Annotated in this window: 16 protein-coding genes; 7 read left to right on the plus strand and 9 right to left on the minus strand. The window is 33.6% G+C overall.

Going from position 1 to position 13,865, the window contains the following annotated elements; all coding sequences use genetic code 11:
- Positions 1-182: 182 nt before the first annotated feature.
- A complete protein-coding gene (locus PGOND44_RS03065; RefSeq protein WP_003436505.1) occupies positions 183-1,118 on the minus strand; it encodes an FkbM family methyltransferase in 936 nt (311 codons plus the stop codon).
- 131 nt (positions 1,119-1,249) lie between these two features.
- Positions 1,250-2,047, minus strand: coding sequence for a glycosyltransferase family 2 protein (locus PGOND44_RS03070; protein WP_003436506.1), 798 nt, complete (start codon positions 2,045-2,047; stop codon positions 1,250-1,252).
- Positions 2,048-2,164: 117 nt separating this feature from the next.
- Between PGOND44_RS03070 and PGOND44_RS03075 the strand changes: the two genes are divergently transcribed.
- Complete coding sequence (locus tag PGOND44_RS03075; protein ID WP_003436509.1) at positions 2,165-2,920, plus strand: lipopolysaccharide kinase InaA family protein; 756 nt, start codon at positions 2,165-2,167, stop codon at positions 2,918-2,920.
- On the opposite strand, the gene PGOND44_RS03080 is transcribed toward PGOND44_RS03075, so the two are convergent.
- A complete protein-coding gene (locus tag PGOND44_RS03080) occupies positions 2,912-3,670 on the minus strand; it encodes a glycosyltransferase family 2 protein (protein ID WP_040555723.1) in 759 nt (252 codons plus the stop codon). The genes PGOND44_RS03075 and PGOND44_RS03080 overlap by 9 nt on opposite strands.
- Positions 3,671-3,798: 128 nt before the next feature.
- Between PGOND44_RS03080 and PGOND44_RS03085 the strand changes: the two genes are divergently transcribed.
- Positions 3,799-4,614 (plus strand): glycosyltransferase family 2 protein, encoded by an 816-nt coding sequence (locus tag PGOND44_RS03085; RefSeq protein ID WP_003436513.1) that lies wholly within the window; start codon positions 3,799-3,801, stop codon positions 4,612-4,614.
- Here PGOND44_RS03085 and PGOND44_RS03090 read toward each other — a convergent pair.
- Complete coding sequence (locus PGOND44_RS03090) at positions 4,580-5,707, minus strand: glycosyltransferase family 9 protein (RefSeq protein ID WP_003436515.1); 1,128 nt, start codon at positions 5,705-5,707, stop codon at positions 4,580-4,582. The genes PGOND44_RS03085 and PGOND44_RS03090 overlap by 35 nt on opposite strands.
- Before the next feature lie 44 nt (positions 5,708-5,751).
- A complete protein-coding gene (locus tag PGOND44_RS03095; protein WP_003436517.1) occupies positions 5,752-6,567 on the minus strand; it encodes a 2,3,4,5-tetrahydropyridine-2,6-dicarboxylate N-succinyltransferase in 816 nt (271 codons plus the stop codon).
- 85 nt (positions 6,568-6,652) lie between these two features.
- On the opposite strand from PGOND44_RS03095, the gene ruvX reads away from it, so the two are divergent.
- From ruvX to PGOND44_RS03120, 5 genes are all read left to right on the plus strand, one after another.
- The gene (ruvX, locus tag PGOND44_RS03100) at positions 6,653-7,066 is read left to right on the plus strand and encodes a Holliday junction resolvase RuvX (RefSeq protein WP_003436519.1); all 414 of its coding nucleotides are present in this window, start codon (positions 6,653-6,655) and stop codon (positions 7,064-7,066) included.
- A 102-nt stretch (positions 7,067-7,168) separates the two neighbouring features.
- Positions 7,169-7,759: a peptide deformylase gene (def, locus tag PGOND44_RS03105; protein WP_003436521.1), complete on the plus strand. Its 591-nt coding sequence runs from the start codon at positions 7,169-7,171 to the stop codon at positions 7,757-7,759.
- A 53-nt stretch (positions 7,760-7,812) separates the two neighbouring features.
- Entirely contained in the window at positions 7,813-8,244 is a 432-nt protein-coding gene (locus tag PGOND44_RS03110; protein ID WP_003436523.1) for a DUF5606 family protein, read from the plus strand.
- A gap of 87 nt (positions 8,245-8,331) precedes the next feature.
- Positions 8,332-9,111, plus strand: coding sequence for a nucleoside triphosphate pyrophosphohydrolase (gene mazG / locus PGOND44_RS03115; protein WP_003436526.1), 780 nt, complete (start codon positions 8,332-8,334; stop codon positions 9,109-9,111).
- Between the two features lie 107 nt (positions 9,112-9,218).
- On the plus strand, positions 9,219-9,686 hold the full coding sequence (locus PGOND44_RS03120; protein WP_003436529.1) for a DUF4168 domain-containing protein: 468 nt from the start codon (positions 9,219-9,221) through the stop codon (positions 9,684-9,686).
- Between the two features lie 60 nt (positions 9,687-9,746).
- Here PGOND44_RS03120 and PGOND44_RS03125 read toward each other — a convergent pair whose 3' ends face one another.
- From PGOND44_RS03125 to PGOND44_RS03140, 4 genes are read right to left on the minus strand one after another with little or no spacing between them, the layout of a single operon-like run.
- Complete coding sequence (locus PGOND44_RS03125; protein WP_236611958.1) at positions 9,747-11,657, minus strand: endonuclease; 1,911 nt, start codon at positions 11,655-11,657, stop codon at positions 9,747-9,749.
- Between the two features lies 1 nt (position 11,658).
- Positions 11,659-12,873 carry an RsmB/NOP family class I SAM-dependent RNA methyltransferase gene (locus PGOND44_RS03130; RefSeq protein WP_003436534.1) on the minus strand — a complete coding sequence of 405 codons (1,215 nt, stop codon included), beginning with the start codon at positions 12,871-12,873 and terminating at the stop codon, positions 11,659-11,661.
- A gap of 30 nt (positions 12,874-12,903) precedes the next feature.
- Positions 12,904-13,350, minus strand: coding sequence for a hypothetical protein (locus PGOND44_RS03135; RefSeq protein WP_040555725.1), 447 nt, complete (start codon positions 13,348-13,350; stop codon positions 12,904-12,906).
- Positions 13,343-13,843 carry a hypothetical protein gene (locus tag PGOND44_RS03140; protein WP_003436539.1) on the minus strand — a complete coding sequence of 167 codons (501 nt, stop codon included), beginning with the start codon at positions 13,841-13,843 and terminating at the stop codon, positions 13,343-13,345. The genes PGOND44_RS03135 and PGOND44_RS03140 overlap by 8 nt, the downstream gene beginning before the upstream one ends.
- Positions 13,844-13,865: the final 22 nt, after the last annotated feature.

A 13,865-nucleotide genomic window follows, 5' to 3' on the forward strand; every position in this document is an offset into this window, starting at 1 on the left:
TTCGAAGCTTAAAAAATGGTTGATTAATTGCAAATTTAAGTTATTTTGATGTTTTTGATTTCCTATTTAAACTAAAACAACCTTTAAATTTTTTCAGAAATTTACACCTATTTTTCAGATTGCTAAGTTCCTGAAATCAACTCGACCGATTGTACTTAATACTTTAAAAATTCAGAAATTGTTCAATCATTATTTTTAAATATTTCATAGCCATCGGTATCTAACTTTTCTATTGGCACCAAAAATACATTGTCGATTTTGGAACATTCATTTAATGAGGTGATTGGCTCCCATTTTAAGTCAATTGGCCTAAAAATAATATAATCTTTAGGAATCAATTTTAAAAATGTCGAGTCCAGTTCAACATCTCTAGCTTGATAGTAATGCTTATTAACCTCCATCAAAATGGCTGGCCGATGTTTTTCAATAGTTGTTTTGCCACCTTTTAAACAAAAGTCTTCGTGACCTTCAATATCCATTTTTATAATATCAATCTTGCCTAAATCATCAAAATATTTATTCCAGACCTCATCTAGTATTTCAAGTTTTATAGGAGAAAGTTTAAATCCTTTATCCATTTTTTCACTTGTCTTTATAGCTGCGTTTCCTGTATGAGAGCCATGTTTAAAATCTTCTCTTAAAGTTATTTCTGTTTCCGTCGATTTGTCGGATAACCCATAGGAGTTCAATAAACAGTAATTTTCTAGTGAGTTGAGTTTTAAATTTTTACTTAATGTTTTATAATTTCCTTCAAAAGGCTCAAAAGAAATTACTTTTCCATTAGAACCTTCTTCTTTTATATAATTTGCAATCGCGATGCTATAAAAGCCAATGTTTGCACCAATGTCTAAAAAACAAGAACCGACTTTGAAAAGTGATTTTATTGTAGATATAAAAAACGAATCATATTCACCTGTATAAAACGATACCCTCTCGGTTCTTGTTCTTAGGTCAACATGCATTTTAGTTCCATCTTTCATTTCCGAAATTACATTTGCATCTTGTCCTAAAGTTAAAACTATCTTATTCAGATGCTTATACAATTGATTTAATTTGCGATGTTCCGGTAATTTTCTTGTAAGATTTGAGATTTTATCTAGAAACTTAGAATTATTCATATTTTATTTTTATTCATTTCAAAATGAATGAGTTATAGATATTTTAATTTAAAGTTGTGTGTATCAAAAACAACTGAATATTAAATAATATGCAAGTAACAGAAACCCTGTGATTTGCAGTCCCTCAATTCCTATAAAAATTGATTTATGCCAACTTCACAGCGTTTAATTTGAGCTTTAGTGGTTTCTTCTTCAATAGCTAAGTTGATCTCTATATGTGATTTTGATTGTTCTTTGTGGTAAATGTGAAAGGCGATTCCTGCAAACTTGAGTCTCTTCCCCTTAATTCCAATATTGTGTAAGCGTTGAATCATCTCGGAGTCGTCAATTCCCCATCCAACCAAATTTTCATTAAAACCATTTACCTTTATAAAATCGTCTCGCCAAAACGACATGTTACAGCCCCTCAGTTTTCGAGAGCGTTCTGTAATTGGCTTAAAAAATTGAGCTAAAAATGGTAAGTGAATCGTTCGGCCACGTTTTTTAATACCTTTTGAAAAATAGTTAAATTGCGTTTTCTTATTTGTGAAAATTTCAGTTAAGTAATTTTCTTGAATGTTAGCACGCGAACCATATAAATAGAAGCCTTTTTCTGCAAACTTTAAGTGATCTTTTACAAAGTGTTTGTGCATTATAATATCACCATCAATTTCAATAATGTAGGGGTACTTTGCCTTTGCGATGGCTTTATTCATAATTCTTGGCTTCCTATTTCCTTTGTCCTCGTGTCTAATGTGAATAAGAGGAACAGAGAGTTTTTTTTGATAATTCTTGATTAGCAATGATGTCTCAGCATTGGAACCATCATCAGCTATTATCACTTCATCTGGTAACCAAGTTTGATACAAAAGACTTTTCAATAATAATTCTAGAGCCTCTGGCCAATTATAAGTGGGCGTTATAAGACTGCATTTAGGAAATGGCTTCATGAATATTAAAATCGTATCCTACAAATGTAGTTAAGTTTTGTATCTGTTAAAATAAATTGCTTTAGAAATCTGCATAAGAACCTCTATAGTTTTAAATTTGAAAATTAAATAGTATTCATGAATTCAGATTTTAACTCTAATTATAATCAACACAAAACAGCCTTAACTGCTTTGGTCACTTCTTTCGAAAGTATCGGTACTGTTTTTGGCGACGGAGATAGAAATATTATTAAAACTGTAAATTTTGAGGGTGAAACATTGAATATTAAATCTTTTAAAGAGCCCAATTTTATCAATCAGATTGCATACCAATACTTTAGAAAATCTAAAGCTAGACGTTCTTTTGAGTATGCAACGATTTTGAAAGAAAAAGGAATTGGCACTCCAGAGCCTATTGCTTTTTTTGAATTTAAAAAGGGCTTTGGTTTTGGAAAGTCATATTACATCAGTTTGCATCAATCTCCAGATCTTACCTATCGCGAACTTGTTCATGAACCTGATTTTCAAAATCATGAAGAAATTCTTAGAGCATTTACAAGGTTCTCTTTTGATTTACACGAAAAAGGAATTGAATTTCAGGACCATTCACCAGGGAATACGCTGATTTTTATTACAGATTCTGGATATGATTTTTCTCTAGTAGATCTTAACAGAATGCAGTTTAAAACTTTAAGTTTTAAAGAACGCATGTATAACTTAAGACGGTTGACTCCCAAAAGAGAAATGGTTGAAATAATGAGCGATGAATATGCAAAGCTCATTAAGAAACCTAATACAGAAGTATTTGAAATGATGTGGAATTTCACATCTGAGTTTCAAAGAAAATTCCACTTGAAACAAAAACGAAAGAAAAAAATTAAATTCCTATTCTGAAGATTTTATAAGTTCTTTTAAGTAAGGATAACGTTTGTAAACACTCAAGGCATTCAAATAACAGATGATCATACCTTTTCTTCCATCCAAAACACCAAGACGAATAATATAGCTATATAAAAATTTGTATGCTGGTTTAATAATAAAATGATAGGGGTTGGGTTCAACTCCCTTAAGAAAAAGCTCTTTAGCTTTTAAACTTGCATAGCTTAGCATTTTTTTCTTGTAAGAAGCGTAGTTTTCATATGAATAATGAATAAGATAATGTTTCAGATCATCCACTTTACCATGAACCTCTAGAACTTCATGGACCAAGCGTTCCTCAGTATATATAGATTTACTTTTTTTAAATAACCTTATATTTTTGTCAGTTTGCCAACCACTGAAATGTAAGGGGCGACTTTTGAACATGAATTTTCTATAAAAATAATAGGCATCTGCAGTTTTCTCAGATTGTACAGTTTCCAAGATTTCATGTTTTAAAACTTCTGGAATTCTTTCGTCGGCGTCCAAAAATAATATCCATTCATGATTTGCTTTGCTAAGTGCAAAATTTCTTTGTTTTGTGAAATTCTCAAATTCTTGTTTGTGTACTATAACATTTTGATAAGCTTCTGCAATCTCTACGGTAGAGTCCTGAGAATAGGAGTCTACAACTATAATTTCATCTGCAAAATCTAGATTATCTATCACGTCAGCAATGTTTTTTGCTTCATTAAGAGTAATGATAAGTGCCGAAATCTTGGGCATAGATAAAAAAGAGGTTAGATAGGTGTTAAAATGCAAATGTAAAATATTGTAAGTGTTCTTTCATAATAAACAGGCAATTGATTTAATAAACTATAAAAAAATTTATTTTTGTATTATAACTTTTTTAAATGCAGGCATCTATTATTATAAGTACTTATAATTCTCCTTTATGGCTAGAAAAGGTGCTTTGGGGTTATAGCATACAAACCATAAATGATTTTGAAATTATTATTGCAGATGATGGTTCTACTGAAGAGACAAAATTGATGCTAAAAAAAATCAGTAGTGAAACTAGTCTTTTAATAACCCATGTTTGGCATAAAGACGATGGTTTCCAAAAAACTAAAATTTTAAACAAAGCTGTTTTAGTTTCAAAATCTGATTATTGTATTTTTACAGACGGCGATTGTATTCCAAGGAATGATTTTGTCGAGGCACATCTTAAATTTAGGCGGAAAAATAGTTTCTTATCTGGAGGTCATTTTCCATTATCCAAGATGTTATCCAAAATTATTTCAAAAAAAAATATTTTAAACCAGAGTTGTTTTGACTTGAAATGGCTAAAGGATCATGGTCTAGAAACTAAATTTAAAAATATAAAACTAACAAAAAGTAAATCCGTTGCAGAGTTGATGAATCTGGTGACGACTACAAAACCAACTTGGAATGGAGGTAACGCTTCTGCTTGGAAACAAGATATATTTGCTATTAATGGGTTTGATGAACGGATGCAATATGGGGGAGAAGATCGTGAATTTGGAGAACGCTTGATCAATCTTGGACTAAAACCCGTAAGAGTCCGCTACTTTGCCATTTGTATTCACCTAGAACATGATAGAGGTTATGTCAATGAAAAAGCTTGGAAGATAAATGATGAAATAAGGAAAAGCACTCGAAATGAAAAAAGAATTAAAACTCCTTCCGGTTTAAATTTACATTCTTAAAAAGAAATAACTTAAGTTGTTGTAAAAATAACCTGGGTTTGAATTCTTTATAGAGCTCATTTAAAGGATCATTTTTTGCTTTTTCTGGTCTATAGTCATCGATATGTGTCGAACTATGTTCTAGGTTTTCGTCCTCAAAACTATTCCACCCTTCTTTTTTAATTTGAGGAGAGAATATGGAGAACGTAGGAATGTTCAGAGCTTTACCCATATTAATACTTCCACCTTCATTGCCAATGATAGCCTTACAAGATTTTAAAATAGCCAAAAATTCTCGTAGATTTTCTGAGTAAAAATTAAGTTGAATGTGTTTTTTCGTTTTTTCTTGACAAAGGTTATAAAGCTTTTCTATTTCTTTTTTCTGGCTTGGGATGTAATTCAAAAACAGAATTGCTGAAGTTTTTAAAACAATAAAATCCAATACTTCAGCCATATAAGAAATTGGATAGGTTTTGTTTACATGACTACCCAAAGCGCTAATCATTACTAAAGGCAACCTCTTATCTATGTCTAGTTCATTGATTTTCTTTTCTGCAATTATTAACTCATTTTCTGTAAGATAAATTTTAGGCTGATAAGATAAGATTTTCAAATCTCTAAAACCTTTTATAAGATTTATTCTATTCTCTATGGCAGAACCATAGCCGTCATTGGAGATATTTGAAGGTTTAACAGTGGTGGAATATATAAACTTAGTATAGCTTTTTTCCCAACTTATTTTCGTTTTAGCGCCAGAACTTGAGGTGATGAGATTACTTTCTAGTTTGCCGTATGCATCAATTACAATATCATAATTGCTCTTTTTAATTTTTTTCAAAAAATTAAAAAACTCTATTTTGTTGCTTCTATAAAGATCTTCAAAGACTATGATTTCATCTATATAAGGATTGTTTTCAACGACTGGTATTGTAAATCGATTGATAAGATAATGTACTTCTGAATTAGGATAATTCCTTTTCAGATTCTCACAAATAAGACTGGAGACGAGAACGTCCCCAATCATTTTTTGTTGAATTACCAGTATTCTTGGAGCCTCTCCAACCCATCCCAATGGTGAACTTTTGCTTTCTGAATCTATTCTTGTTCTTTTCATACTATTTATAAATCCCTCCCCTTTGGGGGAGGTTAGGAGGGGATTTACACCGCTACATCATACGTTCTCAAAGCATCGTTAAGGGACGTCTTTTTGTTTGTACTTTCTTTCCGTTTACCGATGATTAACGCACAGGGCACATTAAATTCCCCTGCTGGAAATTTTTTGGTATAACTGCCAGGAATCACAACAGAGCGCGCTGGTATAACTCCCTTTGTTTCAACAGGTTTGTTTCCAGTTACATCTATAATTTTTGTGCTCATGGTTAATACCACATTGGCACCTAAAACGGCTTCTTTTTCTACCCTTACGCCTTCAACAACAATACAGCGGCTCCCTATAAAAGCACCGTCTTCTATAATTACCGGTGCGGCTTGAAGGGGTTCCAAAACTCCTCCAATTCCAACCCCTCCAGATAAATGCACATTTTTGCCTATTTGAGCACAACTTCCTACAGTTGCCCACGTATCTACCATAGTCCCTTCATCTACATAAGCGCCTATATTCACATAACTCGGCATCATAATTACACCTTTAGAAATGTAAGCCCCATGCCTTGCAATAGCATTAGGGACTACGCGTATTCCTTTCTCCTTATACCCGGTTTTTAGTGGTATTTTATCGTGATATTCAAAGATTCCAGCCTCCATAGTTTCCATTTTTTGAATTGGAAAATACAAGACGACTCCTTTTTTTACCCATTCGTTGACTTGCCAGCCTTCTGTAGTGGGTTCTGCACAACGCAACTCACCACTATCCAGTTTAGAAATAACAGTACGGATGGCCTCAATAGTTTCCTTTTCTTGAAGTAAGTCTCGATTGTCCCAAGCTTCTAGTATCTTTTGTTTTAAGTCTTCCATTATCGATTTTTTTTTGCGAAGATAAGGTTTATGATTAAATCCGGATTCTTAGTGGATGCCTTATCTTTGTTGCATAATAGAGAATATGAAAACTAAAGTTATTGCCTTAGATTTTGGTATAAAAAGAACAGGAATTGCTATTTCTGATGAGATGAAGATGATAGCCTCTGGTCTTAGAACTGTAGAGACTAGGAACTTGATGCAAGAGCTGAAAAAAATAATCGAAGAAGAGTCTGTAGATACCCTAGTTGTAGGTCAACCTAAACATATTGATGGCAAACCCATGCAGTTGGAAAAAAATATTCTCTTTTTTATAGAAGATGTGCAGGCATTATTCCCATCTCTTATTATTAAAAGAATAGACGAACGGTTTACTTCAAAAATGGCTTTCCAAACTATGATTGATTCTGGTTTGAAGAAGAAACAACGCCAAAATAAGGGCTTGGTCGACGAGATTAGCGCTACGATTATACTTCAAAATTACCTTCAATATATCTAATGTGTTGAAAATAAAAGATTATCCAAATCAAAAGAAATAAAACCTGTATTTTTGCAATTCTAAAACTAAAGGGTCGATGCCCACTCACGTAAAATTGAGATTATGATATTACCGATTATAGCTTATGGTTCTCCTGTGCTAAAGAAAAAAGCAGAAGACATTTCGAAGGATTATCCAAAATTCGATGAGCTCTTAGAAAATATGTTTGAAACCATGTACAATGCAAGTGGAGTAGGACTAGCAGCCCCACAAATAGGTCTGTCTATTCGTTTGTTTATTGTAGATGCTAAGCCTTTTTCTGAGGATGAGTCTCTTAGTGATCTTGAAAAAAATGAGTTAGAGTCCTTTAAGCGTGTGTTTATCAATCCACAAATTATCGAAGAAAACGGTATAGATTGGGATTTTAACGAAGGCTGTTTAAGTATTCCAGATGTTCATGAAGATATCTTTAGGAAGCCTGGAATTACGATTGAATATCTAGACGAAAATTTCACTCCTCAAAAGGAAAAGCTGTCGGGCCTAGCTGCTCGTGTGGTTCAACATGAATACGATCATATTGAGGGAGTTTTATTTACAGATAGGATTTCTAACCTGAAGAAAAGACTTATAAAAAGTAAATTGACCAATATTTCCAAGGGTAAAATAGAGGTTGGATACAAGATGAAATACCCACTAGCTAAAAAAATTAGATAGACCGGCTTATAAAGCCAAACAATTTGCATATTTGCCAGCCAAAAATATAACGTATGAAATTAGACAAAGTATTATCTATATCCGGTAAACCAGGACTTTTTGAATTAAAAGCTCAAACCAGAGGTGGTTTTTTAGCAGAATCATTTATCGATGGAAAAAAAATTCCTGTGAGCATGAAAAATAATGTCAGTATCTTAAGTGAAATTGCCATTTATACTTACACAGAAGAAATACCTCTAAGGAACGTTTTTCAAAAGATTTTCGATAAGGAAGAAGGAAAACAATCTATAGATCATAAATCTTCTAAAAAAGAATTGACTGATTATTTTAGTGAAATCCTTCCAGAATACGATGAAGACCGTGTTTATCCTTCAGATATTAAAAAAGTTATACAGTGGTATAATCTTTTGATATCTAAAGAAATCACAGATTTTTCAGATCCAAAAGATGAAGAAGAAACGCTTGAAGACCCAAAAGAAAATTAATTTCTACATTTATATCCTTCCAACCCTCTAAATTTTTCATATTTAGAGGGTTTTTTGTTTAGAATATTTACATTTAAAATAAAAAATATGTACACAAGACAAAAGCAAATAAAAGCCTTTGAGAATTTGCTTGACACCATGGACGAACTCAGAGAGAAATGTCCGTGGGATAAAAAGCAAACGATGGAATCTCTTCGGAATTTGACAGTAGAAGAGGTTTATGAACTGGGAGATGCTATATTGGAGAATGATAAGGTGGAGATCAAAAAAGAGCTTGGAGATGTCTTGCTTCATATTGTATTTTATTCAAAAATAGCAAGTGAAACTAGAGATTTCGATATTGCTGATGTGATAGATAGCCTTTGTAAAAAGCTTGTAGATAGGCATCCTCATATCTATGGAGATACAAAAGTTGAAAACGAAAAACAGGTTAAAGAAAATTGGGAAAAACTAAAGCTAAAAGAGGGGAATACGAGTGTTTTACAAGGTGTCCCCAAATCTTTGCCAGCCTTAATAAAAGCTAGTAGGATTCAAGACAAAGTCGCTGGTGTTGGCTTCGATTGGGAAGAACCCTCGCAAGTCTTTGAAAAAGTCCAAGAAGAATTAAGAGAGCTACAAGAAGAGGTGAAAGCAAATGATTTGAATAAAATAGAAGATGAATTTGGAGATGTTTTGTTTTCGATGATCAATTACGCGAGATTCTTGAAAATCGATCCTGAAACAGCTTTAGAGCGAACTAATAAAAAGTTCATTTTTAGATTTCAACATTTAGAGAAAAGAGCTAAAGAGCACAATTTAGATTTATCAACTATGTCATTAGAGGAGATGGATAAGTTTTGGGAGGAGGCAAAACATCTAAAACTTTGATAAAATTTGATTTTTAAAAGTTAAAGATATACTTATTAGGCCACTATTTTTTTTGGCTAATTCTTAATTCATATTATTGTGATTACAAAATATTAAAAACGAAACTCATGAAAAAAGTAATTTTAACCATCGGTATATTTATGTTTGGGTTACTATCTACATTTGCTCAAACTGAAGAAAAAGTAAGTGATGCTCAACTTCAAAAATTTGCAGAGGCATACCAGACTGTTCAACAGGTAAATCAACAAATTCAGCAGGAAATGGTTACGGCTATCGAAGCTGAGGGAATAACAGCAACGCGGTTCAATGAAATTTATCAGGCACAAATGAATCCTGAAGTTGAAGTAGACGCTACGGAAGATGAAATGACAAAGCAAAAAGCAGCACTTAAAAAGATTGAGGGAATGCAGGCTGGAGTTCAAGAAGATATGCAAAATAAGATTAAAGAGAAAGGTTTAACCTTAGAGCAGTATGAGAAAATTGGAGCTCAACTGCAGAATAACCCAGAGTTACAAAAGAAATTGCAAGGTATATTGATGAAAAACCAAACCGGTGAAAATCCGATGAAAAACTAAAATAAATTTAGTTTATGTCAATTCATAAAAAAAGGTCAGGTAAGTTTTCCTGACCTTTTTTTATTTTTTCACTAATTTTTTAATCACTGAATTGCCGTGTTGATAGATTTTAAAAAAATAAATTCCTGGCGTTAGCCAACCCAAATCTTCCTTAAAATAATTTTGCTTACTATGCTTGGTTAATAATATCTTACCATTTAGATCATAAAGCTCTATCCTTTTTCGATCACTAGAATTAAAATTGAGATGAATATGCGAATTTTTCAACGGATTTGGATATAACTTAACCTCCAATGTATTGGAGAAACTGGAGGAGGATAGAACCTGTTCTCCTGTAATTCTAAAATTATCAATAGTCCAACGCGTTGCCAGTTGACCATTAGTCGTATTATATCGAAAAGCGATGTAAGCGTTCTCAGGTAATTCAGAAATATCAATAGATTCAGCATTATACGTGAACAAAGAACCGCTTCCATTTGGATGAAGTGGAACCTCTACATTGGGCACCTCTTGCCAGTTAAAATTAGAGGGATTTCCATTTCCAGTATACGAAGACGAAAACAGAAGTTCCAGTTTGGTGTTTCCGAAATTTGCAGAAGCGAAAAAGCTTATTTTTTCAAGTTCAAATTCGTCAAAATTAATTTTGTTACTTGTAATTAACCAGTCCAAACTCGGGATTTGTCCATTTTGAAAAGCGTTCATTTGGTATCCCTGAGAATTGTTTTCACCATCATCAGAAATACATCTCCAATCTAATGCGCTTATTTCACTTATGGCGGTAAAGTTATCTAAAGCAGTAGAGCAGTTCTCAAAATCTTCAGAAATGAGATAGCTAGGTTCAGACAGAGTTAAAACATCAAGATTGTCACTAGGTTCAGAAATATTCCCGCCTTGGTCTACTGCATAGAGCCTAAAATTGTAAAGGGTCTCAGCGTTTAATCCTGTAACGAGATAGGTTGATTGGTTGGATCCTACACTACCAATATCGACATTATCTTGTTCAATAATATATTGAGCAACAGCAACATTATCTTCCGAAGAAGTCCAACTTAATTGTAGACTAGAATTGGTGGTGTTGTTGGCTTGTAAATCTGATGGAGCAGAAGGTGGCTCATTGTCCGTGAAATCTCCCCAGATCATCACTGCAAATTCAGGACGATCTATTAACGGATTTCGGTTACTTTGAAATTGATATCCATTGTTATTCCTATCGATTTCTCTTTCGCTAACAGGATCATTGAGGTGCCATGACAGTAAAAGGGCTAGGTACCAATCCACAAAAAAATCTTGAGGATTATCTGCTAAGACTTCGTTTGTCCTCCAACTAGAACTGAATTCATCTTCGTATCGAATAGCAAAGTAAAGGACAGCCCTAGCAATATCTCCTTTGAATTCGTCAATAGGTTCAAATACAATTCCTGTGTACCCTGGGAAAGTATTTGAACCTCGTTTAGACCCATTTGTAGAGGTGTAATTTGGATTTGTGACTTCTCCAAAAGGAAAGCTTCCTCTTGCTCCGTTAACGGCTCCATCTGAAGGGACCACGTGGAAATAGTCATTCTTCATCGGGGAGGCACTATTAAATGTAGATTGAGGTACTAAATGTTCCCTGTTATAGCAATCTCCTTCATCAGAATAGTTGCCACAGTTATTTTCAAAATGCTCATAGTTATAATTATCAATCCCAAGACTACGTTCAGAATACATATCCAACACAGTCCCATCATTTTCAAAATAATCGTCACTATCTCCACTATTTTCAGCGGCATAGGCATCGTATAAAGCTCCATAGCCTTGGTCCTGATGAGAAGGGAAGCCATTTCCATCACCAATATCGTCTATAATAATTTTAAGGACAGTTTTAAGTTCGTAACTCAGTAAGCCATCGGTGCTTTCATAATAACCAGAAGGTGCCTGTGCATAGGTAAATGTTATTAGCATCAAAAGTAAGGAAGAAGTAAAAAGTTTCACTTTACGATTTAGTATTTTTGAGGACTGCATAATAAAACCCATCGTATCCTGATTTGTGGGCTAGGATTTTTTCATCTTTATCAAGTTGAAAGAATTCACCTTCGGGTGAGTTTAAGAAATCCTGTACTTGAACTTGATTCTCTGTAGGTAAAATAGAGCATGTAGCATATACCAATAGACCCCCTGGCTTTACCATTTTACTATAGTCCAAGAGCAAGTTTTGTTGTTTTTCTCTAATTTCCTTTAGAAATTCTGGAGTTAGCTTCCACTTAGCATCAGGATTTCGTCGGAGAACACCTAAGCCTGTACAGGGAGCGTCAATAAGTACGCGGTCTGCAGAATCATGTAATTTCTTTATGACCTTTGTGGAGTCTATTTCTCTAGTTTCCAAGTTATGAGCTCCAGCACGTTTCGCTCTGCGTTTTAACTCTTTAAGTTTATTGCCATAGATATCCATAGCGATAACTTGGCCTTTGTTTTCCATTAAAGCAGCGATGTGTAGAGTTTTGCCTCCAGCACCTGCGCAAGCATCAATAACTCTTAAGCCAGGCTCAAGTTTTAAGGCGTGTGCTACCTTCTGTGACGATGCATCTTGCACTTCAAAGAATCCTTTTTTGAAAGCTTCAGTTTTAAAAACATCTGCTCTTTCATAAAGCTCTAAGGCCTCAGGATATCCTTTTATTAATTTAGTAGGTATAAATTCCTCATCTAGTATCAGTTGAAGTTTTTTGGGAGTGATCTTAAGTGTGTTGGTTCTTAAAATTACTTTCGCTTGTTCGTTTAAGGCATGGATTTCACTTTCCCACAGTTTTCCTAATTCTTTTCGGCCAAGTTCATCTAACCAATCTGGAATGGATTCAGCATATTTTGTGATTTTTGAAAGCTCGTCAAAACGGCCTTTAATCCTTCGTGTAGGAGTATCCTCAAACTGTTTCCAATCTGGGATTTCTATACCTTTTAAGGTCGCCCAGACCGTAAAGAGTCTAAATAGGTTAGGTCTAGAGTAGGGAGGGTTTACGTCTGCAATTTCAGAATATAGTCTTTTCCATCTTACGATATCGTAAGTGGTTTCTGCTATGAAGCCTCGATCTCTTGCTCCCCAGCGTTTATCTCGCTTTAATGTATTGGAGATTTCCTTATCCGCATATTTATCTTCATTGAAGATAAGGTGAAGTGTATCTATAACGGCAAAGACTAAATTTCTATGTAAGCGCATGATTATGGTTTAATCTGCAAAAATAGATATTTACTCGTTAGATGACTTATCAGATTGGTATTGTTTCAAAAGTTTTTTATTGAAATCATATTCAGCTTTTTTAAGCATCATGATTTGCTTGGAAGTGATGACCGCTTTTAGGTTATTTACAAAATCCTCTCGCAGGCCAACTCTAGCCTGCTTGTAAGCTAGATAATCGTCTAGTAAAACTTCAGCCTCTTTTTGGCTTAATGTTTCGATTTTTTCTAATTTGGATTTTATGTTAGACCATTTGTTTTTTCTCAATTCTTCATAACGCTTGTTATGCTTATTATAGACGGGCCAAAACCTTACTGCTTCTTTAGCAGATAGGTTTAATTTTTCAGTAAAAAATGCAATTTTCAACTGTTCTATTTGCTCAGTGTCTTTGTCTTGGGCTTTTACAAAAAAGCTTAAAGTTAATAGACACAGTGTAATAATTATTTTTTTTCTAGTCATTTTCAAAATCTTGATCTTCGATTTCATCATTTAAATACTCTAAGATATCATTATCTTTTAAGTTAACGATATTATCATTTACGATGGTATTAATCGATGATGTATTTTCATATTCAATAAAGTCTTCAGGATTCTCCATAGTGTAGTCTAGATAATCTTCAATCATATCTCTATCCAAATCAGAAAATTGAAGATTTTCATCCGGACTTATATCATCAATATATAGAGCGCTAAGTACTGCAAATGCTAGTATAGACGCTGCTGCTAACCACTTGCTTAACTCTTTAAGCTTTATAACTTTGGTAGAGCTTTCTTTTGAAGGTACTGCAAGGCTAAAATCATTAAAGTAACTCTCAGGTACTTTATACCCGAAGTTGCTATTTTCTGATTTTGATTTTACTTTAGAAGCCATAGTTTGATCAACGGAATCGAAGTAGCCTTCCGGAACTTTAAACCCTGATTTGCTTATGTTTATATGTGATTTATGTTTCATCTATACTTTAGACCATAATTTG

The sequence above is a fragment of the Psychroflexus gondwanensis ACAM 44 genome (genome assembly GCF_000355905.1).
GTDB classification, from domain to species: Bacteria; Bacteroidota; Bacteroidia; order Flavobacteriales; family Flavobacteriaceae; genus Psychroflexus; species Psychroflexus gondwanensis.